This window comes from Pseudomonas izuensis, from assembly GCF_002356535.2.
In the GTDB taxonomy this organism is placed as follows: domain Bacteria; phylum Pseudomonadota; class Gammaproteobacteria; order Pseudomonadales; family Pseudomonadaceae; genus Aquipseudomonas; species Aquipseudomonas izuensis.
Map to the genome: position 1 here is coordinate 1,093,385 of NZ_AP017423.2, position 23,940 is coordinate 1,117,324.

Annotated in this window: 20 protein-coding genes; 13 read left to right on the top strand and 7 right to left on the bottom strand. The window is 58.1% G+C overall.

Annotation, left to right across the window (positions count from 1 at the left end):
- Positions 1 to 44 precede the first annotated feature (44 nt).
- Complete coding sequence (locus LAB08_RS04880; RefSeq protein ID WP_095193720.1) at positions 45 to 275, top strand: VF530 family protein; 231 nt, start codon at positions 45 to 47, stop codon at positions 273 to 275.
- Between the two features lie 2 nt (positions 276 to 277).
- Positions 278 to 922 (top strand): Pr6Pr family membrane protein, encoded by a 645-nt coding sequence (locus LAB08_RS04885; protein ID WP_096513271.1) that lies wholly within the window; start codon positions 278 to 280, stop codon positions 920 to 922.
- 110 nt (positions 923 to 1,032) lie between these two features.
- Here the strand turns inward: LAB08_RS04885 and LAB08_RS04890 are convergent, their stop codons facing one another.
- Together LAB08_RS04890 and LAB08_RS04895 are read right to left on the bottom strand one after the other, a co-directional pair.
- Positions 1,033 to 1,824, bottom strand: a complete 792-nt coding sequence (locus tag LAB08_RS04890) for a siderophore-interacting protein (protein WP_096513270.1) — start codon at positions 1,822 to 1,824, stop codon at positions 1,033 to 1,035.
- A complete protein-coding gene (locus tag LAB08_RS04895) occupies positions 1,821 to 2,396 on the bottom strand; it encodes a PadR family transcriptional regulator (RefSeq protein WP_096513269.1) in 576 nt (191 codons plus the stop codon). Before LAB08_RS04895 ends, LAB08_RS04890 begins: the two co-directional genes overlap by 4 nt.
- 505 nt (positions 2,397 to 2,901) lie before the next feature.
- On the opposite strand from LAB08_RS04895, the gene LAB08_RS04900 reads away from it, so the two are divergent.
- The 6 genes from LAB08_RS04900 to LAB08_RS04925 all read left to right on the top strand — a co-directional run bounded on the left by LAB08_RS04900 (position 2,902) and on the right by LAB08_RS04925 (position 9,974).
- Positions 2,902 to 3,405, top strand: a complete 504-nt coding sequence (locus LAB08_RS04900; RefSeq protein ID WP_096513268.1) for a CS1 type fimbrial major subunit — start codon at positions 2,902 to 2,904, stop codon at positions 3,403 to 3,405.
- A gap of 121 nt (positions 3,406 to 3,526) precedes the next feature.
- Positions 3,527 to 6,049: a TcfC E-set like domain-containing protein gene (locus LAB08_RS04905; RefSeq protein ID WP_096513267.1), complete on the top strand. Its 2,523-nt coding sequence runs from the start codon at positions 3,527 to 3,529 to the stop codon at positions 6,047 to 6,049.
- 27 nt (positions 6,050 to 6,076) lie between these two features.
- A complete protein-coding gene (locus LAB08_RS04910; RefSeq protein WP_096513266.1) occupies positions 6,077 to 7,324 on the top strand; it encodes a hypothetical protein in 1,248 nt (415 codons plus the stop codon).
- 58 nt (positions 7,325 to 7,382) lie between these two features.
- Entirely contained in the window at positions 7,383 to 8,123 is a 741-nt protein-coding gene (locus tag LAB08_RS04915; RefSeq protein WP_096513265.1) for a pilus assembly protein, read from the top strand.
- A 58-nt stretch (positions 8,124 to 8,181) separates the two neighbouring features.
- Positions 8,182 to 8,670, top strand: coding sequence for a CS1 type fimbrial major subunit (locus LAB08_RS04920; RefSeq protein ID WP_096513264.1), 489 nt, complete (start codon positions 8,182 to 8,184; stop codon positions 8,668 to 8,670).
- 47 nt (positions 8,671 to 8,717) lie between these two features.
- Positions 8,718 to 9,974, top strand: coding sequence for a hypothetical protein (locus LAB08_RS04925; RefSeq protein WP_096513263.1), 1,257 nt, complete (start codon positions 8,718 to 8,720; stop codon positions 9,972 to 9,974).
- Positions 9,975 to 10,001: 27 nt separating this feature from the next.
- On the opposite strand, the gene LAB08_RS04930 is transcribed toward LAB08_RS04925, so the two are convergent.
- Both LAB08_RS04930 and LAB08_RS04935 read right to left on the bottom strand, forming a co-directional pair.
- On the bottom strand, positions 10,002 to 13,115 hold the full coding sequence (locus LAB08_RS04930) for a transglycosylase domain-containing protein (protein ID WP_096513262.1): 3,114 nt from the start codon (positions 13,113 to 13,115) through the stop codon (positions 10,002 to 10,004).
- A 323-nt stretch (positions 13,116 to 13,438) separates the two neighbouring features.
- Positions 13,439 to 13,897 carry an REP-associated tyrosine transposase gene (locus LAB08_RS04935; RefSeq protein WP_096513261.1) on the bottom strand — a complete coding sequence of 153 codons (459 nt, stop codon included), beginning with the start codon at positions 13,895 to 13,897 and terminating at the stop codon, positions 13,439 to 13,441.
- A 655-nt stretch (positions 13,898 to 14,552) separates the two neighbouring features.
- Between LAB08_RS04935 and LAB08_RS04940 the strand changes: the two genes are divergently transcribed.
- Positions 14,553 to 15,974, top strand: coding sequence for an amino acid permease (locus tag LAB08_RS04940; protein ID WP_096513260.1), 1,422 nt, complete (start codon positions 14,553 to 14,555; stop codon positions 15,972 to 15,974).
- A 63-nt stretch (positions 15,975 to 16,037) separates the two neighbouring features.
- Here the strand turns inward: LAB08_RS04940 and LAB08_RS04945 are convergent, their stop codons facing one another.
- Positions 16,038 to 17,162: an OpgC family protein gene (locus LAB08_RS04945; protein ID WP_096513259.1), complete on the bottom strand. Its 1,125-nt coding sequence runs from the start codon at positions 17,160 to 17,162 to the stop codon at positions 16,038 to 16,040.
- A 242-nt stretch (positions 17,163 to 17,404) separates the two neighbouring features.
- Here LAB08_RS04945 and LAB08_RS04950 point away from each other — a divergent pair, with 242 nt between their 5' ends.
- Genes LAB08_RS04950 through LAB08_RS04960 form a run of 3 tightly spaced genes read left to right on the top strand, consistent with a single transcriptional unit; the run spans position 17,405 to position 20,227 of the window.
- Positions 17,405 to 17,779 carry a GtrA family protein gene (locus LAB08_RS04950; protein ID WP_096513258.1) on the top strand — a complete coding sequence of 125 codons (375 nt, stop codon included), beginning with the start codon at positions 17,405 to 17,407 and terminating at the stop codon, positions 17,777 to 17,779.
- Positions 17,776 to 18,717, top strand: coding sequence for a glycosyltransferase family 2 protein (locus LAB08_RS04955; RefSeq protein ID WP_096513257.1), 942 nt, complete (start codon positions 17,776 to 17,778; stop codon positions 18,715 to 18,717). The genes LAB08_RS04950 and LAB08_RS04955 overlap by 4 nt, the downstream gene beginning before the upstream one ends.
- A 1-nt stretch (position 18,718) precedes the next feature.
- Positions 18,719 to 20,227 (top strand): glucosyltransferase domain-containing protein, encoded by a 1,509-nt coding sequence (locus tag LAB08_RS04960; RefSeq protein WP_096513256.1) that lies wholly within the window; start codon positions 18,719 to 18,721, stop codon positions 20,225 to 20,227.
- Between the two features lie 24 nt (positions 20,228 to 20,251).
- Here LAB08_RS04960 and LAB08_RS04965 read toward each other — a convergent pair whose 3' ends face one another.
- Together LAB08_RS04965 and LAB08_RS04970 are read right to left on the bottom strand one after the other, a co-directional pair.
- On the bottom strand, positions 20,252 to 21,871 hold the full coding sequence (locus LAB08_RS04965; RefSeq protein WP_096513255.1) for an FMN-binding glutamate synthase family protein: 1,620 nt from the start codon (positions 21,869 to 21,871) through the stop codon (positions 20,252 to 20,254).
- 158 nt (positions 21,872 to 22,029) lie between these two features.
- On the bottom strand, positions 22,030 to 22,830 hold the full coding sequence (locus tag LAB08_RS04970; RefSeq protein WP_096513254.1) for a helix-turn-helix transcriptional regulator: 801 nt from the start codon (positions 22,828 to 22,830) through the stop codon (positions 22,030 to 22,032).
- A gap of 119 nt (positions 22,831 to 22,949) precedes the next feature.
- Here LAB08_RS04970 and LAB08_RS04975 point away from each other — a divergent pair, with 119 nt between their 5' ends.
- Entirely contained in the window at positions 22,950 to 23,771 is an 822-nt protein-coding gene (locus LAB08_RS04975) for a carbon-nitrogen hydrolase family protein (RefSeq protein WP_096513253.1), read from the top strand.
- The last annotated feature ends 169 nt before the right edge of the window (positions 23,772 to 23,940 follow it).

Below are 23,940 nucleotides of genomic sequence, written 5' to 3' on the forward strand. Positions count from 1 at the left end.
CTAAGGTGCGCGGCTTCCCATTCCTACATCACTGAAGGCCCTGCATGACCGAACAGACCCACGACCCGCTGCACGGCGTGACCCTGGAGCAAATCCTCAACGCCCTGGTTGAACACTACGAATGGTCGGGGTTGGCCGAGCGCATTGACATTCGCTGCTTCAAGAGTGACCCGAGCATCAAGTCGAGCCTGACGTTCCTGCGCAAAACCCCGTGGGCGCGGGAGAAGGTCGAGCGTTTGTACGTGAAGTTGATGCGCACCAAGCGTCCGCTCTGAGCATGGCTATCCAGTCAGTCGCGCGGCGTCGTTTTGTCGCCGTGGCCGCCATTCTTGGCTGGGCCGGATTGAGCATTCAGATGTACCTGATTTTCCATTCACGCTGGACACTGGCGGCCAGCCTGTTGGGCGGGCTGGTGAGCTTCTTCAGCTATTTCACCGTGCTCAGCAATACGCTGGTGGCGACTGTCCTGACCTGTGAACTGACGGCCCGCGAATCGGCCGCGCGGCGCTGGTTTTTACAACCGTGGGTCAGCAGTGGCATCGCCGTGAGCATCGCGGTGGTGGGCCTGGTCTACAGCCTGTTGCTGCGCCATCTATGGCATCCCGAAGGCTGGCAGTGGCTGGCGGATGAGCTTCTGCACGACGTCATGCCGTTGCTGTTTCTGGTCTATTGGTGGTGCTGGGTGCGAAAAGGCACGCTGCGACTGCGGCACATCGCGCTGTGGATGATTTATCCGCTGGTGTATTTCGCATACTCGATGCTGCGCGGGCATTTACTCGCGACTTATCCCTACCCGTTCATTGATGTGGGGAAGCTGGGTTATCCACAGGTGTTCGTGAATGCGGCGGGGCTGTTGGCGGGGTTTGTGCTGATTGGCTTGATAGCGGTTGGACTGGATCGTCACCGCTCACGCGATTTGTAGGAGCGGCCGGGCGGCGTTCCGTTTGCCAGCGAAGGCGGTGGATCAGTCAACATCTTGATTGGCTGAAAGGCCGTCTTCGCTGGCAAGCCAGCTCCTACAGGGGGGGGCGTTTATTCTTCGCTGGTGTCATCCAGTCGCCAATAGCCGACGGCTTTCACGAATTGATCGTTCAAGCCATGTTCATCCAACAGTACCCGGCGAATCTGCCGCGACACTTTGCTCTCGGTCGCGACCCAGGCATACAGGCTGCCGGCAGGGACCTTGACCTGGCGTACGGTGGTCAGCAAATGGTCCTTGCCCCCTTCGCGCAATACCCAGATCACATTGACCTGGGCAGCACTCTCCAGCACCTGCTGCTCCTTGCCGTTTTCCACTTCGATTATCACCAACGCACGGCGGTTGGCCGCCAGGCCTTCCAGGCGCCGGGCGATGGCGGGCAGGGCGGTTTCGTCGCCGATCAACAGGTAGCTGTCGAAGATGTCCGGCACGATCATCGAACCCCGTGGCCCGCCGATGTGCAGAAACTGGCCCGGTCTGGCCTGTTCGGCCCAGGTTGATGCCGGGCCGTCGCCGTGGAGCACGAAGTCGATGTCCAGCTCCAGCGTGTTCAGGTCATAGCGACGAGGTGTGTAGTCGCGCATCGCGGGCATTGGACCATCGTTTTTACCGGCACCGAGCACCAGGGTTTCCAGCGCCGCTTGTTCCTCTGCATTCTGCGCGAACAGCAGTTTGACGTGATCATCCGTGCCAAGGCTGACAAAGCCCGCGAGTTCCGGTCCGCCCAAGGTAATCCGGCGCATGCGCGGCGTCAGATCGACCACCCGCAGCACTTGCAGGCGGCGACGTTTGATTTCATGCATGACGCGGTGAATGGTTTGCGATGGATCGATGACATCGGTCATTCGGCGGTCTCCCGGGCAGGCGCAACGGCAGGGCCGTCGACAATGGCTTTGGCGGTGTTATTGAGCAGGTCGCGCACCCGCAGGATTTCTTCCGGGCTCCAGCGCCCGTGGTGCATTTGCAAGGCATGACGCAGGTTATGCACCGCTTCATGAATCTCGGGCGGACGGTCATGGCCGCGCAACGATCGTTTGCTGACCTCGATGCGCATGCGCACGCCATCCAGTGCAATCGCCTGCTCGCTTAGGGAAAGACGTCCGGCGTCGGTCACGCTGTAACGTTTTTTTCCGCCTTCGGCATCGCCCGCAATCATTTCGCTTTCTTCCAGAAACGTCAGGGTCGGGTAGATCACGCCGGGGCTGGGGCTGTAGGCGCCGTCGAACATGCTTTCGATCTGGCGAATCAAGTCATAGCCGTGGCATGGCTGCTCGGCGATCAATGCCAGCAGCAACAATTTCAGGTCGCCGGGGGCGAATACACGGGGGCCGCGACCGCCGCGTTCACGACCGGGGCGTTTTTCGAAGCCGTCGCGGCCGTCACTGTGTTCGCGGTGGGGGGAATGATGGTCTCTCATTGGGATGCGTTCTCTTGTCGTGTTAGATACAACTTAAGATATATCTTGTGGCGAGGCAAGGCGTTTTCCCGGACCACGGCTGTCGACGACCAGCGGTAGGTGGTGCGGAAAAATGCTGTGGAGAAAACCTGCCAATGACATTTATTTTCCCTGTCCGAAAGTAACTTTAAAGTTAGAGTTAGCGCTCTATTGTACTTGGGCGTATTTTGAAAGCAGTCTTATCCCCGTATTTGCTAGTTGAAGTCGCTGTAATCTTTTTCATTGAAAACTGTATGTAGTCTAAAGATTACAGTTGACACTTCTAGCTGCGTGTTTTTCTCGTTTTTGCGTTCTTGATATGCACCTGACTGACTACAGGAACAGCAGAAACGTCCTACTTACTTTCCAGAGGCGTTGGCAGATCATGCTCGGCGTTGAAAGTTGATGGTCCTATGCCAAGTGCGAATAGCCATAAATGGTTTTTACTTTCAATAAGCCACTTTCTTTTAAAAACAGGTATTAAGTAATGTTCAAGAAAATCGCAATCGCTGCTCCAATGGCCATCCTGGCACTGAGTTCCTCCATGGCCTTTGCTGAAGGTGAGGCGCGTCATTCCATTAATCTGGTGGCATCGATTCCAACCAATGTTTTCCACGTATTGCCGGTAGACCCGGATTTGATCGTCAAGGATCAACGCTTGAGCTACGACCCGATTGCCGATCAGTTGAGCACTTTGCGTGCGCAGTTCGACACCAAAAATACCAACGGCTCGATTCACGCGATGCTTGAAGACGAAGCCTACCTGTCCAACGGTGTCGTCGCCGACAAGATTCCTTTGGCCGTGACGTTCAACGGCAAGGCGCTGAACAATTCCACAGCGGTGGAAGTGGTCGGTGAGGCCGAGTCCACCCCGGGCAAGCGTGTTGAACTGGTGGTCGCTCCTACCAAGCCTGCGACTGGTGGCTATAAGGCAGGTGAGTACAGCGGCGTCGTCGCCATGCGCTTCGACGCAGTTCTTCCTACACCTTGATGCTGCTTGACGCCTGATGAGAGCAAGTCTCATCGGGTATGGTTTACCGGTCGGCGGGTCATAGCACCTGTCGACCGGGATTTTTACTGGATTGATCGTTCAAACACAGAGTATCCCGTTCATGTTCCCGATGACTCCCATCGCGGCAGCGCTCGCACTTTTTTTCTGCGCAGGTGCATTAGCAGCGCCCACTAACAACGGCACGACCCCCCGAAGTTTGCTCGCTCAGGCAAAAGGTTTGCCGGCGGACTTCGAAGAGCACTTCTTCGATGTGCCATTGGCTGTTCGGGTGGAACTTGACCAACAACTTTTAGGTGAGGCGATGATCGTGTTATCCCGCGATGATCGAATCACCCTGCTCGAATTTTCGGATGTTGGCGACAGTAATATTTCTGCCAGCGAACGTGAAACCTGGGCCACTTATTTAAAAAAGGGCGTGGCTTTAGGCGCCTGCCAGGGCAGTTGCCCGGAACAGATGCTGGCCGTGCATTACAACTTGCAGAATTCCCTGGTATCGATTGCCACCGAAAACGCCGAACGCAACACCGATGCCAAGCGGTATTACGACCTGCCCGAGGGCGGCAGCAGCGGCTTGATCGTACGCAACCAGTTGAACCTCAACGGTGGCCAGGAGCAGGACCTCGGTGGCCGTTACGGCCTGGAAGCCAGCAGCAGCCTGGGCAACTGGACCCAGAGCGCGAATATGCAATTGGCCCGTTTGGGCGGCCCTGACGACAAGCTCTACCACGCGGTGCACGAGCTTTACACCCAGCGCGAACTCGAAGGCAGCTTCCTGCGCCTGGGCTATTTCACCCCCAACTCCGAAGGCTTGAGCCGTCAGCCGCGCTCGTTCGGCGCCAGCCCCGACACGGCGGCGGGCCTGATGTACGGCAGTTCCGACAGCCTCGCCATCAACAGCCCCAAACCCAGCGTTTACCCGATCTACGTCACCGCCAACCGTCAGGCGTCGGTGGAGATCTTTCGCAACGGCTTGCTGATCAATACCCAACCGGTGGATGCCGGCCTGCAAACGCTCGATACGCGCCCCTTGCCGGGCGGGATCTACGAAGTGGAAGTGCGCCTGATCGAAGACGGTCAGATCACCTCCACCACCCAGGAGCTGGTGTACAAACCCACCAACTGGCGCAACCAGGACAGCCGCTGGCGCTACAACCTCTTCGCCGGGCAGGAAAGCAAGCTGCTCAGCAACTGGGACGAGCAAGCCTACGGCGACATCACCGCGGGCGCTGCCGTCAACTTCCTGCTGCACCCTCGGGTGATTCTCGGCGTATCGGGGCGCCAGGTGCGGGACAAGATGCAATACGGCACGTCGGTCGACTGGACCCTGGCCAACAACACCAGCCTGTTCGCCAACGTCTATGAGACCGAAGACCACGGCACCGGCATGGACCTGCAAGCGATGTACAACTATGGCGCCGGCAGCGTGTTTGCCACCCATAGCCGCAGTTGGCTGGACACCACCAACACCTATGAAACCCTGCCCGATGGCACGCGGGTGCGTCAGCGCAACGTCTTCATCGGTCAGACCAGCACTTCGTCGTTGTCGGTCAATCATCGGGTCAGCAGCAGAAGCTCGATCAATGGGCGGGTGTCCCACAGCGATGGCAATACTGAAGGCGTAGGTGTCGACCTGGGCTGGACCCAGCGCGGCAATCTGTTCGGCAGCGATGCCAACTGGCGTTTTTCGGTGTTCGACCGGCCCGGTAGTTTCAGCAGCGGCGACCAGCGCAATCGCGGCATCGATCTGAGCGTCAGCCTGGCACTCGGCGGGCCGGGTGAGCAGTGGTCCGGCAGCATCGGTACACGCACCTCCCGAGACGGTGGCCGCGACAACAATGCCTCGCTGACTTACCGCAAGGATTTGCAGGACCATGTACTGCAAAACGTATCGGCCACGGCGATTACCGATACGTACGGCGTCGGCCTGTCCGGAACCGCGAATTTCCGCAACGACGCCATCAATGGCGATGCCTTCGTCCAGCGTTCCTCATTCAATGACAACCTCACCGGTGGTTTGAACTTCGACAGCACCGTAGCCGTGGGCGGCGAGCGAATCGTCATGACCAGCCAGCATCACGGGTCTGGCGCCGGAATGATTGTCGATGTCGAGTCCGACATCGATGACATCGCCCTGCGCGCCGACGACCTCAGCGGCGGTAGCGCCAGCCTGCGGCCGGGACGCAACTTCATTCCAATCACCGCCTACAAGAACAGCTCGGTGAGCTTCGACTTCGAAGGCAACCACCCACCGGCCGCCAGCATCCAGCCGCCACGCACCCGTTATCACCTGAACAAGGGCGGCGTGGACTACCGCAAGATCACCGTCAGCAAAACCCTGACCGTTCTTGGCCGCTTGGTCGACCCCCAGGGCAAGCCACTCAAGGGCCACCACGTCATCAATCACGCCAGCCGAGGCGTGAGCGAAGTCGACGGGTTCTTCTCGATGGAAATGAAGGCCAGCTCACCCACTTTGGAAGTGCGTCAGGGTAATCAGCTGTTGTGTCAATTCCGACTTGATACCGCCAATGCGCGTAGTGAAAACAATGTGCTGATGATTGGGGATTTGCGCTGCACGCCGGATACGTTGGCGGGTGCAAATTACACGGATGAAAGTGCGGGTTGATGTGCTCTTATAGTGAGTTGATGTGAGATGAAAAAGACATTCTTGTTCATTGCATTTGGGCGTTTAACGCTGGCTGCGATAGTGAGTGCGGTTGGTAGCGTGTCGGCATGGGGTGCTAGCAAGACAGTGACTGCGGAGTTCAATCCGGATCCTGCAAACCCCATGAGAAATGAGTTTAAAAATACAACGCCTAGTAGTGGGTATTGCGTCCCTTTTCCTGGTGTTTGCGCCTCTAACGGGTTTTTCAGTCTCGCTATGGGCATTAATGCCAATGCGAATGCCACTATTCAGGCGAATCACACTGACCCGCGTAAGGGCGCTATGTTCAAGATTCCAACGGACTGGCGCACTGTAGAGGTTACCCACACCGCTACGGGAGAAAAGGAATCGCTTGATGTCAGAATCTCCGGACTCTCCGTTTACCATCGATTCCCTGTGCCCGCGGGAGATATTAGTGGGCCAGGCGGGCATGAAACGATGTGGACGAACCGCTCCTGGCGGTATTCGCCGCCGCCATGCACGGGCAACTATACCCAGCAAAACTGGGCTAATAGATACCAATCCTATTGGCACTTTCCCGAGAATGTCGGTGTCTGTGCGAAACAGGCCGCCTTTAATATTCCTGATTTCGAGTACATAGAACAAAGTTTTACCTATGAGCTCCGAACACCTAAACCTTTAAGTATGGCTACCGGCGATTATACCGGGGCTATCACTTACACCGTGGGCCCAGGCGCCGATTTTGACTGGGGCGATATCATGATGCCCACGGATACGTTGTTCACGATTAACTTTAATTTGAAAGTGCAGCATCAACTGAAAGTAGAAATACCTCCCGGTGGCAATAAAATCGAACTGCTTCCCCAGGGTGGCTGGCAGGCCTGGCTGAATCAGGGGCGTAAACCGACTCGGTTATTTCGCGACCAAATCTTCAATATTTCGTCATCGGGTCGCTTCAAGATGGAGCTTGGATGCCAAAACCCGAACGGTAATACCTGCGCGCTGCGGGAGCCAACGTCGGGCCATGAAGTGCCGTTGAATATCAGTGTCACATTACCCAATGGCCTGACGAATGCCGCGGGTCAGCCGGTCATTCGTCTTCCGTTGCTGCAGGACGGTATCGGTACCGAACTGTTCAAGCCCGGGTTTTATGTGGATCGAAAATCCGGAGCCTTGCACTTCGAAATCACCCGGGAGCATGTCGAAAACATGCTGACAGGGGACGAAAAGACCTATTCGGGTAATGTCACGGTGATCTGGAACTCTGAAGTATAAGCCGCCATGTTGGTGTGATGGCCGGGTGCGGTTGTATTTAATTATTGAGGTTTTTTTCATGAAACGATTACTGATTTTTTTGTGTTTTGCTGTGTTCTCTCACACCAGCCTGGGTGGGCCGCAAATTAATGTCGGTGTGGTTTACGACTATCTGGATGGAGACAAAAGTACTTTTTTGAAACGGGTATTCAATGGCGGTGACAGTACGGCTTTTGTGAAGGTCAACATTCTTGAAATTGTCTACGACGCCGACGGGACGTCCCGGGAAATCCCGCTCTCCACTCAGGCTGACGCCAACGCCCGTGACGGCCTGATGGCCAGCCCGGCCCGGTTGATCGTACCGGCCAACGGCATGCAGGGCACACGCCTGTTGTACATGGGCGAGAGGGAAAGAGAGCGGTATTTTCGCGTGCGTTTCGTACCGGTGGTTCCAGAGAAAGAAGATGAATTCGCGGTGTCCGCAGAGGAGCGGGAAGACTACAAAAAGGGCCTGTCTGCCGGGGTCAACGTATTGGCCGGGTACGGTACGGTGTTTTTCGTGCGGCCTAAAGAAACGCGTTACGACAGCGTGATCAATGACGTCCCGGGCCAGTATGCGATTCGCAACAACGGCAATAGCGTGGTGGTGATTGACGAGTTCAAGGACTGTTCGGTGAAAAACGAAGCCGAGTGCCAACCCACCACGAAGCATCACATCCTGGCAGGTCGCACCTTCAAGTTCGATAAACAGGCTGGACGCGAATACCGATTCACCCTGATTGAAGGTTCCGCCACCAAGAAATTCGAGATAAAGGGATGAAGAGTGTTTTACGTACTCTTCGAGGCGGACTTCGATCTGCACGCGACAGGTGAATAACATGTTTAAAACGATATCGACTGTAACTTCAATGATGATGCTGACGCTGGCCAGTCCCAGCGTATATGCAATCAGGGTGAGCGAGACCTTCGATGTTTCGGTCACCATTCCCACCGCCGCGTTTCATGTAATACCGACTGATCCCGACTGGATTCACCTGGAACAACGCCTGAACTGGAATCCTGTCACGTCCGAATTAAGCCCCTTGCGTAAACAGTTTGATGTCAAAAATGAAAATGGTGCCATTTCTGCACGCCTGTTTTTTGAACCGTACCTGAGCAACGGCCGGGACACTGACAATATTCCATTGATTGTCAAATTCAACAACAAAAGACTCACTCTCGATCCTGACGAAGTCATCTCCGAAATGGATGGCCGGACGGGGAAGCGCGTAGGACTGGAGATCGCTGCTGTAAAACCCGGGGATGGTTATAAGTCCGGCGATTACTACGGCAGCGTGCACATGATTTTTGAAGCCATTGCGCCTTGATGATTTTGGTCAACGTCGTTGGGCGCATATAGGTTTAATGACAATACATGGATACTTCAAAAAGCTTCACACATCGGTTGTTCCATTTGTTCAGTGCCTCCGCTCTGTTGTTGCTATCGACAAGTGCTAGTGCTCTCGTGCAGGACATTACCGCGAAGTTCACTCCGGACCCGGCTAATCCGCTGAATAACGAGTTCGTTAATACAACCCCAGAAACCGGAATCTGCGCTTGGCATGCGCCTGCGACACCCACTTGCAAGGCCTTGGGTATTTTCACGATTCGTGCTCCATTCATTGCAAACTCCAACGGACCTATTCTGGCTAATCATGAAGATCCCCGACAGGGTGCGATGTGGAAGATGCCCTCCGAGTGGCGGGAGGTGGACGTCATTCACCGCGAGACCGGGGAAGTAGAGACGGTGCAAGTGCGCATTGCCGGCGTCGGGCACCGATGGGGCCTGGATCGGCCACCTGGCGTTAGCGCCTGGGAAAGGCCAGGCATCATTTCCTGGTCCAATCAGTGGCGCCAGGCGCCTAGTCCTTGTGCAGGCATTAATTACCTCGCGGCAAGCACTAGCTTTGCCTTGTTCTTTTGGATCGTTCCTGAAAATGCGGGAGTCTGTAGCCGGCAACCGGGAATGGACATTCCAAGATTTTGGTATGACACCCTTGAATACGCCTATGCAATCAAAACTCCAAAACCCTTGACGATGTCCACCGGGCAATACACCGGCAGTATCAACTACACCATGGGACCTGGAGGGGATTTTGATTTCGGCGACGTCATGATCCCGACAGACAATCTCTTCACGTTCAACTTCACGCTGGACGTGCAACATGCACTCAAAGTTGAAATTCCACCCGGAGGCAATCGAGTGGAATTGTTGCCTCAGGGTGGCTGGCAAGCTTGGCTGAACCAGGGGCGCAAACCCACACGGCTGTTTCGCGATCAGACGTTTAATATTTCATCTTCGAGTCGGTTCAAGATGGGCCTTGAATGTGAGATCGCGGGCGGCGGCAATACGTGTTTGGTGCGTGACACGACGTCAGGTCATGAGGTCCCACTGAACGTCAGTGTCAGTCTACCCAATGGTCTTACGGACGCCGCCGGACAAGCGGTCAATCGCCGACCTTTGTTGCGTGACGGCAGTGGAACCGAACTGTTCCAGCCCGGTTTTTACGTCGACCGAAAACCCGGAACCCTGCATTTCGATATCGACCGGGAACATGTGGAACAGATGCTGACCGGTGGCGCAAAGACCTATTCGGGCAACGTCACGGTGGTCTGGGATTCGGAGGTCTAGAGCCCAAGCCCTGAAAGGCGGCGCCGGTCAGCGCCGCACCATTTCAACCGGTAGACACTGCGTATGGCTACCCGGTTGCAGATAAGGGTTGAGGATCGGCGCCATCCCCTTGAGCACCTGCACAGGCAATGCCGAGGTAAAGGTGAAGCTCTCGGCGCTACGCCCCGGCACGAACGCGGTGAGGGTGCCGAAGTGGGTGTCGCCGATGTAGAACACAAAGGTGGCCGTGCGGTTGATCGATTTCGAGCTCAGGATGCGTCCGCCCGAGCCGAACGCTTCAATCCGGTTATCGCCCGTACCGGTCTTGCCGCCCATGGCGAGCGGGGTGCCATCGGGCAGTTTGAATGTGCCGGCCACCCGTTTCGCGGTACCGGCATCCACCACGTGTGACAGGGCTTCGCGCATTGCCGCGGCGACTTCGGAAGGCATGACCCGTTTGCCGACATCCGGGTCATTGATGAGTTTGGTTTCATACGGCGTATTCGCCGCGAAGTGCAGGCTGTCGATGCGCAGCGTCGGCATGCGCACGCCGTCGTTGAGAATGGTGCCGATCAGCTCGGCGAGGGCGGCGGGGCGGTCGCCGGAGCTGCCGATGGCGGTCGCCAGCGACGGCACCAAGTGGTCGAACGGGTAGCCGACTTTCTGCCAGCGTTGGTGAATGTCGAGGAACGCCTCGATTTCCAGCATGGTGCGGATACGGTTGTCGCGGGCGCCCTTGTGCCGGCTCTTGAACAGCCAGCTGTAGACTTCCTGGCGTTCGAACTGGCTGGCTTTGACGATGTCCTTGAACGTGGCATCCGGGTGGGTCAGCAAGTAGCCCATCATCCACAGGTCCAGCGGGTGCACCTTGGCGATGAATCCCTGGTCCGGCAAGTCGTAGGTGCCGGGGCCATAGGACTCATAAAGGCGCTGCAGGCGCTCGTCGGTGAGTTTTTCGGTGAGCTTGGTCTCCGCGAGGTGCGAGCGCACGAAGTTGTTGAAGCTTTGCTGACTGGCCTGGGGCAGCAGGTAACGGTGCACGGCGGCCAAGCGGATCGGCGTCGGGTGCATGGCGTCGAGGAAGGTCTCGAGCCGTGCCTGGGTGTCCTTGTTCTTGTACTTCTTCCAGAATTTCAGCAGGAACGACGTGCCCTCGCGATCGGCGAACTCGGCCAGGTACTCCTGACGCCGGGGATCGCGGTCGTCCTTGAGCAGTTCGGCGCTGCTGTTGGGGCCGGAATAAGTGGTGTAGCGCACCAGGTCGCGCATCAGGCGGATGAACGGCAGGTTGATCGACTCCCGAATGGCATCGCGCAGGGTCGGCATGCGGCCGTTGTCTTCCTTGCGGAAGTTGTGGAACACATGCAACCCGCCACCGGTGAAAAACGCCTCGCCGGGGCTGGCCGAGTATTTGCGGTCCAGTGCGGCACTGAGCATGGGCGACAGGCTGCGGTCCTTGTTCTGAATCAGGTAATCGACCACCCAGCGGCTCAGGTGATCCTGCTCCGGCACCTCGACTTTTTTCAGTTCCGGCACGGTCATCCCGGCATATTTGTCGTGCAGCTCGGAGATGATTTGCAGGTAGGTGGTGAGCACGCGCATTTTTGCGGTGGAGCCCAACTCCAGTTTGCTGCCTTCGTTGATGTCGAATGGCTGATCGGTGCTGTCGGTCTGCACCCGCACCCGTGAGCCGTCCGGGGTCAACTCGAACAAGGTGAAGCTGTAGCGCACCTGGGTGGTGCTGGTGGGGGTCAGAAGGCGTTCGCCCATCAGGCCGATTTCTTTCGCATATTCCGGATCGGCGAGTCTTTTCAGGTACGCGGTTGCCTGGGTTTGCAGATCGCCTTGCAGGGTGCTGGTGGCCGAGAGGTCCAGGCGGTCGAGGTCATACAGCGGACGGTTGAGCAACCCGGCCAGCCGGCTGCGCGCCACGCTGATGCCCTTGTTGGTTTCGATCGGTTGAATGGTCGGCTGGGTCGCCCAGTCGCGGTACGTGACCTTGCTGGCCAATGCCGCGGCGGCGAAAGGTGCATCGATCACATTGTTCTGCGCCAGCAAGCGAATGTGGCTGTCGGTAAGGTCCGCCAGTTCATCACGGCCCTTGGTCAAATAGTGGGAAGGGCGGCGCTGGGCAATCATCAATGAAAGCATTTCGCGCAGTGCCAGGCCTTTTTCCGCCAGGCTTTGCGGATCCTTCGCGTCGCTGGCCAGGATTTCGTTGGCCTTGGCGAAATCGGCGCCGTACCACACGCGCAACCCTTCGGCCATGCCATGTACTTCACCGTGGCCGGGTACCGCCGACAGGGGCACGCTATTGAGGTAATCGCGCACCACGTTCTGCCGGACCTTGAGCGTTTCCGGCCCATCCTGATAGGCGCGTACGCTGGCGGAAATCATCTGGCGGATTTTCTCCCCGCCCGACACGGTCAAGCCATCGGGCGAGTGCCGGTACTTCTCCAATTGCGTCGCCAGGGTACTGCCGCCCGCCGACTGGCCGGGCAAGTGCAGCATCTTGGCGACCTGGGTATAGGCCGCCATGCCGAACCGCGGCCAGTCCACCGCCGGGTTGGCCAGGGGCTGGCGCGGGTCGAGCAGGAAACGGTTTTCGATAAACAGCAAGCTGTTGACCACCACCGGCGGAATCGATTCGAAGCTGGAATAGAGCTGTTGCGGGTAGTTGAACTGGTACAGCGGTGCCGCCTTGCAATCGGTGATCGACAAACCGGCCTGGATTTTTTCCGAATAGGGCACGAACAAGCCCTTGTCGCTGTAGTTCATCAGCGCCGGAGAAAAGCGGGTCTGGGCGGTAATGACGTAATCACGCTTGAGCAGGCGCGGCAGGAACTCGCCCAGGGAGCTATAGCCCAGGCGCAGATCGAACGGGCCGGCCCCCGGATAATGAATCGCATCGCTGGGACCGGGTTTGAGCTCATAGCTCAGGGTTTTGGCAAATTTGCTGACCTCCCGGGCCTGAAACCTCGAGGTGCGCATCTCCTTGGACGCCGCCAGGCCTACCACGATTGCAATAATCAGCATCAACAACCAGAAAGCCTTCCAGCCGTGCCGGGAACGGCGGGGTTTTTCAGGTAAAGGCGCTTCGTCATCCACTCGTTCAGTCGGGACCACAGTTTTACTCGAATCGGTTTGCCATAACGCGCCCATAGTCGACTGATCCATTCACGCAGATTGATCGGACTTGTCTGAAGCTTAGACGGTGGATGGCAATGGTGAAAAAATTGTGACCCTCCAAATATCGTGGATCCACTTTGAGCTTGTGGCAGAAGATTTGCTGTGGGGGGCGTGTTGTGGCGAGGGAGCTTGCTCCCGTTCGACTGCGCAGCAGTCGCAATACCAGACAACCAGTTCTTTCAGGCAATCCACGATCGCCGTATTTGGGGCCGCTTCGCAGCCCAGCGGGAGCAAGCTCCCTCGCCACAAGCAAGCTCTTTTACCCTACAGGTAATGTATACAAGAGTAGGTCGGAGCTAGAGCCAACAGGCATCCCAGAGCGGGTAATCACCGATTTTTTCTACAAGCCCTGCGCGTAAAGGGTTGGCAACGATGTAGCGAGCGAACGGCAGGAGATCTTCGCCATCCCGAATGGCCCTGTCGTGATAGCCGGTTTGCCAGAAGGCCCCTTCACGGTTCAGTTTTCGGTTGATGGTCAGCGTGCTGCGAGACTTGATGGATTGCATGAGTCGCGCCAAGGTGCATTGTTCCAGTTGTACCAGCCAATGAAAGTGGTCTGGCATGATCACCCAGGCAATCGAATTCACCCAGCCATGCTCATGGGCGCGCTTGAGTTCCGCAACCAGCAAACGTCCTACCTTCCAATCGTTGAATATCGGTTGTCTCTGATGCACGACCGCTGTGATGAGATAGGCCCGACCTGTTTGCGAGAAACGCCCATGGCGCAGTAAGTGTGAGTTTGGTTGTGGCTGCATTCCTTGCGACCCTTTGCAGTTGGTTCCCTTTAACCCTAGCCACCCACCTGCCTACACGTAGCTGCAATTTCTGAGTGAAAAATCCGAGAGCCATGAAGGACCTCTGGACCGGGATGTTTCAACTTCCAGGTGCATTTGTGGCGAGTGAGTTTGCTGTGGTGAGGGAGATTGTTGTGGCGAGGGAGCTTGCTCCCGTTCGACTGCGCAGCAGTCGCAATACCATACAACCAGTTCTTTCAGGCAATCCACGATCGCCGTATTTGGGGCCGCTTCGCAGCCCAGCGGGAGCAAGCTCCCTCGCCACAGGGGCCGCGCAAGCTGTAAGGCTTGTGCTAGACACTTCGGTTGGAAATGACGCTGCACCCATACCGTGCAATACTCGGCGGCGCTTTAATAGCGAAAAATCCTACAAAATTCAGTCAATTTATCTCTGTAAATCGCAGTTTTATCGTGATGTACGCCTGATTTTTGTGATTTATAGAGTGAAAATCTCTGCTTCCAGCTTTTTATACTGCATACCCCGCTGATCTCGCAGGTTTCGTCCTGTCAGACGGTTCTGCCCACGAAGCAGCGCCGGTTACGGGAAGCACTGGCTTATCAGCCGGTACTTCAACACTCGGTGGTCATATCCAATAACAAGACGAGGTTGCACCCTATGCCCGTTGGCAATCACCTGCCCCATGGCGAGACCGCTCAGGGCGGTCCGCTCAAACGTGAACTCGGCGAGCGGCATATCCGCCTGATGGCGCTCGGTGCCTGTATCGGCGTCGGTCTGTTTCTGGGGTCTGCCAAGGCCATTGAAATGGCTGGCCCGGCCATCATGCTGTCCTACATCATCGGCGGTCTGGCGATCCTGGTGATCATGCGCGCCCTCGGCGAGATGGCCGTGCACAACCCGGTTGCCGGTTCGTTCAGCCGTTATGCCCAGGACTATCTCGGCCCGCTGGCGGGCTTTCTCACCGGCTGGAATTACTGGTTCCTGTGGCTGGTGACCTGTGTCGCGGAGATCACCGCTGTGGCGGTGTACATGGGCGTCTGGTTTCCCGATGTACCGCGCTGGATCTGGGCGTTGTCGGCCTTGATCAGCATGGGCACGATCAACCTGATTGCGGTCAAGGCCTTCGGTGAATTCGAATTCTGGTTCGCCCTGATCAAGATCGTCACCATCATTGCCATGGTGTTCGGTGGTATCGGCATCATTGCCTTTGGCTTGGGCAACGACGGTGTGGCGTTGGGCATTTCCAATCTCTGGACCCATGGCGGCTTCATGCCCAATGGTGTGCAAGGCGTTCTGATGTCCCTGCAAATGGTCATGTTCGCCTACCTCGGAGTCGAGATGATCGGCCTGACCGCCGGCGAAGCGAAGAACCCGCAGAAGACCATTCCCGATGCCATCGGCTCGGTGTTTTGGCGGATTCTGCTGTTTTACGTCGGCGCGCTGTTCGTGATTCTCTCGATCTATCCGTGGAACGAAATCGGCACCCAGGGCAGTCCGTTCGTGATGACCTTCGAGCGCCTGGGCATCAAGACCGCCGCCGGCATCATCAACTTCGTGGTGATCACCGCCGCGCTGTCGTCGTGCAACGGCGGCATCTTCAGTACCGGGCGCATGCTCTACAGCCTGGCTCAGAATGGCCAGGCCCCGGCAGGTTTCGCCAAGACCTCGAATAACGGCGTGCCGCGTCGCGCACTGTTGCTGTCGATCGGTGCCTTGTTGCTGGGCGTGCTGCTCAACTACCTGGTGCCCGAGAAAGTCTTTGTCTGGGTGACGGCGATTGCCACCTTCGGCGCGATCTGGACCTGGGTGATGATCCTGCTGGCCCAGCTCAAGTTCCGCAAAGGCCTAAGCGCCAGCGAGCGTGCCGGCCTGAAATACCGCATGTGGCTATACCCGGTCAGCTCGTATCTGGCGCTGGCATTTCTGGTGCTGGTGGTCGGCTTGATGGCGTACTTCCCGGATACCCGCGTGGCGCTATATGTAGGCCCGGCGTTCCTGATTCTGCTGACGGTGCTGTTCTATGTGTTCAAGCTGCAACCGACGAATGCCTCGCAGGGTGCAGTGCGTTCGGTCCCGTAGGCTGAAAAAGCTGTTGTGGCGAGCGAGCTTGCTCGCCACAAGACTTCATAAGGTTTACTTCTATCAAGCGGGTGCGGCTTGAAGTGGTCGATTCAAGCGCTTGTTGAATTCCAGCCACGCCCCCAGCAACGCCATCAACCCGGCGCCCAGCAGCGCCGTGAAGATCTGCATGGCAAAAGCATCGTCGGTCATGGCGTTGAGCATGTCCGCCAAGGGCGCCAGCAGCACGCCAAGGCAGAAAATCTCCAATGAGAAACGCCCCATGCGACAGCTTTGCTGCGCCAGCCAGTTCTGTGTCCAGCCGGTGTCGGGCAGCACTTTCGCCGTGACGTAGGCCAGGGCCAGGAAGTGCAGCAGGCGCGGGGGCGACAGGTTGGTCTTGCTGATCGGGTACAACAGATTGCCCAAACTGGCCGGCATCAACGCGTCGTGAATGTGTGGCCAGCGCCATGCGAGGGTCAGCACCCCGGCAACGGCCACGTACAGCGCCGCGGACATGAACAGCGGTTGGCGCAGCAATGGCCGGGTGTCCGGCACGCGTGGGCGCTGTGCATGAATCGCCGCGGCGCCGCCCAGCACGAACAACAGTTGCCAGGCGACGGGGTTGAAGTACCACACGCCGTCCTTGATCGCAGCCAGGTTCCAGCCAAACAACGGCACCGTCAGGTACACCGCCAGCGACATCGCCACCACCACCCAGGCCTTGCGCACCAGCATCGGCAGCACCAGCGGCAACCCGGCCAGCAGCACGATGTACAGCGGCAGCGGGTCCATCAGGTTCGGTTTGAAGCGCAGCAACAGTTCATCGATCAGCGCCTGCTGAGGGTCGCTGATGAAGTGGTGCATGCCCATTTCCTCCACCAGGTCGCGGGTTTCCACGTGGCTGTTGGCGAAGAACACGATGCCCATCAGCATCGCCAACAGGAAGATGTGCACCACATAGAGCACCCACGCACGCCGCAGGATCTTCACGCAGGCGATCAGGTAGCCATCGCGGGCGAGGATCTTGCCGTAGGCCAGCACGGCTGCGAAACCTGCCAGGAACACGAAGACTTCGGCGGCATCGCTGAAGCCGAAGTTGCGCAGGGTGATCTGGCCCAAAGGGTTGTGGGGCACGTGATCCCAAAAGATGAAGATCAGTGCCAGACCACGAAAAAAGTCGATCCGGTGATCGCGTGCTAGCGTCATGACGGCAGGCTCGTAAACGGGTGTTGAACAAAGGAGTCGCCAACGCGCGAAAGCTTGCGTGCCGCACATTGGCGGCGCGCAGGGTGGACCGATTCACCGGCAATTGCAAAGTCGGGGTATTTCGGGATGTTGATGCGGTGTTTAACCACTGGTCTGAAAGGTCGTCATACCTGCGATTTCTGACAGTAGACAGGCTCAAATGATTGAGGAAATGTGCAGCGTGCTCAGCCAGGGATTTCATCATGAGACGTTTGTGGAAAGGCTTTTCCAGCTACACGGTGATCGGGGTCGCCAACACACTCATTCATTGGCAGATTTTCTTCCTGCTGAGCGTGGCAGCGGGTCTGCGTCAGGCTGCCAGCAATCTGGCGGCCTTCTGCGTTGCCGCTTCGTTTTCCTTCTACATGAATGCGCTTTATACCTTCGACAGAAAGGTATCGGTCGGCGGCTATCTGCTGTTCATGGCCGCGATGGGGGCGTTGAGTTATGGCGTCGGCCATGCCGGTGACCTGTGGCGGTTGCACGGCTTGCTGACCGTGGCGCTGTTTTCGGCGTTGAGTCTGGTGTTGGGCTTCCTGTTTTCCAAGTACGTGGTGTTTCGCGGGCGCAATGCATGAAGATCTCGCTCATCGTTCCGGTGTTCAACGAAGAACAGGCGATCGAGCTGTTCTATGGTGCCGTGCGACGCGAGTTGAAGCTTGACGATGCCGAGGTGGAAATCGTCTTCATCAATGACGGCAGCACGGATGGCACGGCCGAACGTGCCACAGCGCTGGCGCAGGCGGACGATCAGGTCATGTTGGTCAATTTCTCCCGCAACTTCGGCAAGGAGCCGGCGCTGTTCGCCGGGCTGGAATACGCCACCGGCGACGCGGTGATCCCGATGGATGTCGACCTGCAGGACCCGATCAACGTGATCCCGTTGCTGATCGAGCAATGGCTCAAAGGCGCAGACGTAGTGCTGGCGAAACGCCGGGACCGCAATTCCGACAGCTATCTGAAACGGCGCAGTGCGTCGTTGTTCTACCATCTGTTGAATCGGATTTCGTACACCCCGATCGAAGAGAACGTCGGGGATTTCCGCCTCATGGACCGCAAGGTGGTCAACGTGATCCGCACCCTGCCGGAGCATCAATTGTTCATGAAAGGCGTGCTGTCCTGGGCCGGGTTCAACACCGTGGTGGTGGAGTACGAGCGAGCGCCGCGTGTGGCGGGGAACAGCAAGTTCAACGGCTGGAAACTGTGGAACCTGGCGCTGGAGGGCGTGACGTCGTTCAGCACCGTGCCCTTGCGCTTGTGGACGTATATCGGTGGCGGGATATCGATCTTCGCCGTGCTGTATGCGGTGTACATGGTGCTGGACAAGATTTTCAACGGCAACAACGTGCCCGGCTATCCCTCGTTGATGACCGCCATTCTCTTTCTCGGTGGCGTGCAATTGATCGGTATCGGCATCCTGGGCGAGTACATCGGACGGATCTACATCGAGGCCAAGCATCGGCCCCGGTATGTGGTCAAAGACATCGTCGGCGGCAAAGCGCAGCGCGGGCCGTAGCATGGGCAGGTTCAGCGATTTTTTCGTCAAGGAGCTCGGCAGACGCCAGGTCTGGCTGTTTTTTCTGCTCGCGACCTTTGTATATGTCGTGCCGCTGATCCTCGCGGACTATCCCTACATTGATGATAACTGGCGCTCGCTTTCGGCCGGCATGGCCTGGACAGAGCAGGGGCGAGTGTTTGCCGAGCTGTTCTATAACGCACTGACCTTCAGCAATGGCGCGCCGAATATCTTTCCATTGCCGTTGTTGATCGCCACCCTGGCCATGTCCTCGGCATTGACCAGCCTGACGTTTCATTACTATCGCCAGCCAACCGTCGCGTGCTGCCTGGTGCTGTTGCCACTCTGGTACAACCCGTTTTTTCTGCAAAACCTGTCCTACCAATACGACGGCGCGCCCATGGCCTTGAGCCTGGTGGCGGTGATCTACGCCATCACCTTTCGCCACCCTTCGCGCAACGTGCAATGGCTGGTGCCTTCGTTGCTGATTGCGCTGGCGCTGGGGCTGTATCAGATCAGTCTGAACGTGTTTCTCGGGCTTTGTTGTCTTGAGCTGCTCAGGGCTGTGGACGACAAAATGCCTTGGCCGCAGTGGGGCGCCCTGATTGGCTGGAAGTTTGCCCAGGTGGCGCTGGGCTGGCTGATTTATGGCGTTACGGCCTATCCGTTCATGGGGAACAACCGCACCTTATTGCTCAACTGGTCGGCGCAACCCTTGCTGCAAATCGACGTCAACATTGGCCGGGTGCTGGAAAAAGTCGTGCTGCTGTTCCATGGTGGATTTGCCTGGGTGTTCGCCGGGTTATTGCTGTGTGCCATTGCGGGGGCGGTTCACCTGGGGAGGAACGTCGCCCGACGCCAGGAGAGCGGGCCGAAGCGAGTGTTGATCGGCTTGCTGTGTGTGCTGACAGTGCCGATGGTGATGCTGCTGGTATCGGGTGTGGCACTGATCTTTCGCGACTTCAACGAAGGTGCCAGAATCCTGATGGGGTTTGCGGTGTTGCTGGTGCTGCTGTTCTACCTGAGCCATCTGGCGCTGGCGTCCTTGCATGAGCGATTGCCGCTAATGTTGCTGGTGCCGCTGCTGGCAATGCTCTCGCTGTCGTTTGCCTATGGCCGGGTGCTGACGATGCAGAAGACCTTCGCCACCAGCGCGCTGTACAGCCTTGAGCGCGATATCAGCAGCCATCCTGCCTTGCGCGAGGCCAAGCGCATTTACATGTCGGTGACCTATTCAGATCACTGGTTACTGGGGGCCGCCGGCTCATTCAAGCAGATGCCGGTGTTGCACTATCTGCTGAACATCGACTTTTACATGCTGGCGGAAAACCTGCCCAAGGTGGGCATTTCCAACGTAGTCGCGGAGCGGGAGCGGCGCAATGCGACGCGGGTGGGGTATCAGCATTTCTCGCCGCTGGTGGAGAGCCCGTATTACCGGATTTACCTCCTGGGCGATTACGGTTTTATCGTCATGAAAGAACCGGCCCCGATCAAATCGCTTTCCTGGTAAAGCGTTATGCCGGGGCCGTCAGCGTCAGGCAGCCGCTACTTCGTTAGGCTCGAAATTGTCCGCACGTGCCATCTGCCACATCCGCGAATAGAACTCGCCGTTCACTTCCCCGGTCAGCAGTTCTCCCGGTTTCAGGAACACGTGCAGCTGCGAGAACAGTTTGATCTCGGTCGCCGACATGCGCCGTACCAGGTGTTTGGCTGACAGCTGCGACGGATGTTCAAGGCCGGCGGCAGCGAGCATTTCGGCCAGGCCCTTGAGGGTGTTGCGGTGGAAGTTGTAGACACGCTGGGCCTTGTCCGGCACCACCAGCGCTCGCTGGCGCAGGGTGTCCTGGGTGGCGACACCGGTCGGGCATTTGTTGGTGTGGCAGCTCTGCGACTGAATGCAGCCGATGGCGAACATGAAGCCCCGCGCCGAGTTGGCCCAGTCGGCACCGATGGCCAGTACGCTGGCGATGTCGAAGGCACTGACGATCTTGCCGCTGGCGCCGAGTTTGATTTTGTCCCGCAGGTTCAGGCCCACCAGGGTGTTGTGCACGAACAGCAAACCTTCGCGCATCGGCACGCCGATGTGGTCGGTGAACTCCACGGGCGCAGCACCGGTGCCGCCTTCCTTGCCATCGACCACGATAAAGTCCGGGAGGATGCCGGTTTCCAGCATGGCCTTGGCGATACCCATGAATTCCCATGGATGACCGAGGCAGAATTTGAAGCCCACCGGTTTGCCACCGGACAGCTCACGCAGCTGCTGGATGAAATGCATCATCTCGATCGGCGTGGAAAACGCGGTATGGCGTGACGGCGAGATACAGTCCTCGCCCATGCTGATACCACGGGTATCGGCGATTTCCTGGGTGACCTTGTGTTTAGGTAGGATGCCGCCATGGCCAGGTTTGGCGCCCTGGCTCATCTTGATTTCGATCATTCGCACTTGCGGCGTTCGGGCCTGCGCGGCGAAGCGTTCCGGGTCGAAGCGACCGTCGGCGGTGCGGCAGCCGAAATAGCCGCTGCCCAGTTCCCAGGTCAGGTCGCCACCGTGTTCCCGGTGATAGGGGCTGATGCTGCCTTCGCCGGTGTCGTGGGCGAAGTTGCCGAGCTTGGCGCCCTGGTTCAACGCGCGGATGGCGTTGGCGCTGAGCGAGCCGAAACTCATGGCGGAGATGTTGAACACCGACGCGGAATACGGCTGGGTGCATTGCGGGCCACCGACCGTGACCCGGAAGCCACTGGGGTCACTCAATGGCGCCGGGCGCATCGAATGGCCGATGAATTCGAAACCTGACTGATACACGTCGATCAAGGTGCCGAACGGCTTGTCGGCGCTTTCATTCTTGGCTCGGGAGTAGACCAGCGAACGCTGGGCCCGGGAGAAGGGCAGGGCATCGCTGTCGGATTCGAGCAGGTACTGACGGATTTCCGGGCGAATGGCTTCGACCAGATAGCGAATGTTGCCCAGGATCGGGTAGTTGCGCCGCACCGCGTGGGGGCTTTGCAACAAGTCTCCAATGCCGATCAGGCTGAGGACGCCGGTGACGGCGGTGATCGGCCACAGCCAGTCGTGTTCGAGGAAGGGCAGGCTGGCGAGGGTGAATATTACGCAGACGGCAAAGAAGGCGTAGCGGCTCAGGAGTGACAGGCTCATACGGTTTCCTTGGGTTCGGACTCAAATGTTGGCGAAACGCAAATCACTGTAGGAGCGAGCCTGCTCGCGAAGGCGTCGGTTCAGTCGACATCGATGTTGAGTGAAATACCGCATTCGCGAGCAGGCTCGCTCCCACAGAAAAGCGCATCAGCGCTATATCAGGCATTTTGTGCCTGGAGAAAAATCGAAAACAGCTCGGACTGGGACTTGATCCCCAGCTTGCTGTACATGTGTTTCTTATGGACTTTCACGGTTTCGATGGAGATTTCCAGCTTGCGGGCGATTTCCTTGCTCGAGCAGCCGCTGAGCATCAAACGCCCGACATCCAGCTCCCGGGCGGTCAACTGCGCGCCTTTGAGTTGTTGCACCGACGCTTCCAGTTGCACCCGCCAATCCCCTTGCACCGGGGCGGGCGCCAGGGCCACCACTTCATTGATCTCGTAGGGCAAACGCTGGCGCAACAAGCCCAGCACCCACGGCGCAATCAGCGACAGCAAGGCAATCTGCCCGGCACTGAAGCGCTGTTTGCTGCCCAATGACAGGCACAGCGTGCGGTCGCCTTCGAGCTGACAATTAAACTGGATTTCATCGGCCACGACATTCACACGAAAGTATCGTTGATAGTATTCCGTGAGTTCGAAATGTTCCGGGGCCACTTCCGATAAACGGTACAGACCGGTGCGCGATTGCTCGCGGCAGGCGATGTAGAAGGGGTCGAGCAGGTACAACCCGCGCAGGTAGTCCTGGAACAACGGGTCGGGGCCACCGTCAATGCCGGGGCATTCGGCGAACACTTGCGGGTGCTGGTCGGCGCTGAACAGCAGCGCCACCCAGCTGTCGCAGGGCACGTACTGGTCCAGCAGGCGCACCAGCTGCGTCCAGAAATTGGGCTTGTCCAGGGCATCGATCAATTGCCCGACCGAACGGTGCCAGGCGATGTCGTCCAACGAGAGTGTCATGCATCTACCCCTATCGTGTTACCCCAGCGGCGTGATTTCCCGGCCGCTGGCTTGCTGCGCATACTGGCGCACAGACAGCGACCGGGCAATCTTTCCGGCGTTCAGAACAAGGACTCCCCATGAAAGTCGAACTCGCCCAATTGGCGGGCCGTGACAACGACACGGCTTACAACCTCGAATGCGCCCTGGCAGCGATCAACGCCTGTGCTGCCGATACGCAGCTGATCATGTTCCCCGAAAGCCACTTGATGGGTTTCCCGTCGGCCGAGTCCGTGGCCGACGTCGCCGAACCACTGGACGGCCCGACCGTCAGCGCGATTGTCGCCGCCGCCCGTGAGCGCGGGATTGCCGTGGTCATCGGCACCGCCGAGAACGACAACGGCCGTTTCTACAACACCACGCTGCTGATCACCCCCGAAGGAATTGCGCTGAAATACCGCAAGACCCACCTGTGGGCCTCGGATCGCGGCGTCTATGAAGCCGGTGATCGCTACGCCACTTGCCTGTGGAACGGCGTACGCGTCGGCCTGCTGATTTGCTACGACATCGAATTTCCCGAGACCGCCCGCGCCCTGGCGCAATTGGGCGCCGAGTTGCTGCTGGTGACCAACGGCAACATGGACCCCTACGGCCCGACCCACCGCACCGCAATCATGGCCCGTGCCCAGGAAAACCAGGCGTTTGCGCTGATGGTCAACCGGGTGGAAGAGGGCGACGGCGGGCTGCTGTTCGCTGGCGGCAGTGCGCTGGTCGATCCGCTGGGCGCGCTGTTGTTCGAAGCCGGTCGCTATGAAGGGCAGTTTGAGGTGGAGCTGGACCTGAACCGGCTGACGGCGGCGCGCCAGGATTATCGGTATCTGGATGATCAGCGGCTGAAGTTGCCGGGGGAGCTCGTTGAACATGCCGGTGGATTGCGGGAGCTGATGATTCCTGCGCGCTGATCCTGATTCTGTGTTGGCCGGGCTGACGCTATCGCTGGCAAGCCAGCTCCCACAGGGATCTCAGGCCTTCACAAAACCAATGTGGGAGCTGGCAAGCCAGCTCCCACAGGGATCTCAAGGCCTTTACAAAACCAATGTGGGAGCTGGCTTGCCAGCGATGAGGCCCTGA

Coding starts and splice junctions, on each gene's coding strand:
- LAB08_RS04925 (WP_096513263.1), top strand. CDS start 8,718: ATGGATACTTCAAAAAGCTTCACACATCGGTTGTTCCATTTGTTCAGT.
- LAB08_RS04950 (WP_096513258.1), top strand. CDS start 17,405: ATGAGACGTTTGTGGAAAGGCTTTTCCAGCTACACGGTGATCGGGGTC.
- LAB08_RS04970 (WP_096513254.1), bottom strand. CDS start 22,830: ATGACACTCTCGTTGGACGACATCGCCTGGCACCGTTCGGTCGGGCAA.
- LAB08_RS04945 (WP_096513259.1), bottom strand. CDS start 17,162: ATGACGCTAGCACGCGATCACCGGATCGACTTTTTTCGTGGTCTGGCA.
- LAB08_RS04960 (WP_096513256.1), top strand. CDS start 18,719: ATGGGCAGGTTCAGCGATTTTTTCGTCAAGGAGCTCGGCAGACGCCAG.
- LAB08_RS04940 (WP_096513260.1), top strand. CDS start 14,553: ATGCCCGTTGGCAATCACCTGCCCCATGGCGAGACCGCTCAGGGCGGT.
- LAB08_RS04905 (WP_096513267.1), top strand. CDS start 3,527: ATGTTCCCGATGACTCCCATCGCGGCAGCGCTCGCACTTTTTTTCTGC.
- LAB08_RS04930 (WP_096513262.1), bottom strand. CDS start 13,115: ATGGGCGCGTTATGGCAAACCGATTCGAGTAAAACTGTGGTCCCGACT.
- LAB08_RS04955 (WP_096513257.1), top strand. CDS start 17,776: ATGAAGATCTCGCTCATCGTTCCGGTGTTCAACGAAGAACAGGCGATC.
- LAB08_RS04965 (WP_096513255.1), bottom strand. CDS start 21,871: ATGAGCCTGTCACTCCTGAGCCGCTACGCCTTCTTTGCCGTCTGCGTA.
- LAB08_RS04890 (WP_096513270.1), bottom strand. CDS start 1,824: ATGACCGATGTCATCGATCCATCGCAAACCATTCACCGCGTCATGCAT.
- LAB08_RS04915 (WP_096513265.1), top strand. CDS start 7,383: ATGAAACGATTACTGATTTTTTTGTGTTTTGCTGTGTTCTCTCACACC.
- LAB08_RS04975 (WP_096513253.1), top strand. CDS start 22,950: ATGAAAGTCGAACTCGCCCAATTGGCGGGCCGTGACAACGACACGGCT.
- LAB08_RS04895 (WP_096513269.1), bottom strand. CDS start 2,396: ATGAGAGACCATCATTCCCCCCACCGCGAACACAGTGACGGCCGCGAC.
- LAB08_RS04900 (WP_096513268.1), top strand. CDS start 2,902: ATGTTCAAGAAAATCGCAATCGCTGCTCCAATGGCCATCCTGGCACTG.
- LAB08_RS04880 (WP_095193720.1), top strand. CDS start 45: ATGACCGAACAGACCCACGACCCGCTGCACGGCGTGACCCTGGAGCAA.
- LAB08_RS04920 (WP_096513264.1), top strand. CDS start 8,182: ATGTTTAAAACGATATCGACTGTAACTTCAATGATGATGCTGACGCTG.
- LAB08_RS04935 (WP_096513261.1), bottom strand. CDS start 13,897: ATGCAGCCACAACCAAACTCACACTTACTGCGCCATGGGCGTTTCTCG.
- LAB08_RS04910 (WP_096513266.1), top strand. CDS start 6,077: ATGAAAAAGACATTCTTGTTCATTGCATTTGGGCGTTTAACGCTGGCT.
- LAB08_RS04885 (WP_096513271.1), top strand. CDS start 278: ATGGCTATCCAGTCAGTCGCGCGGCGTCGTTTTGTCGCCGTGGCCGCC.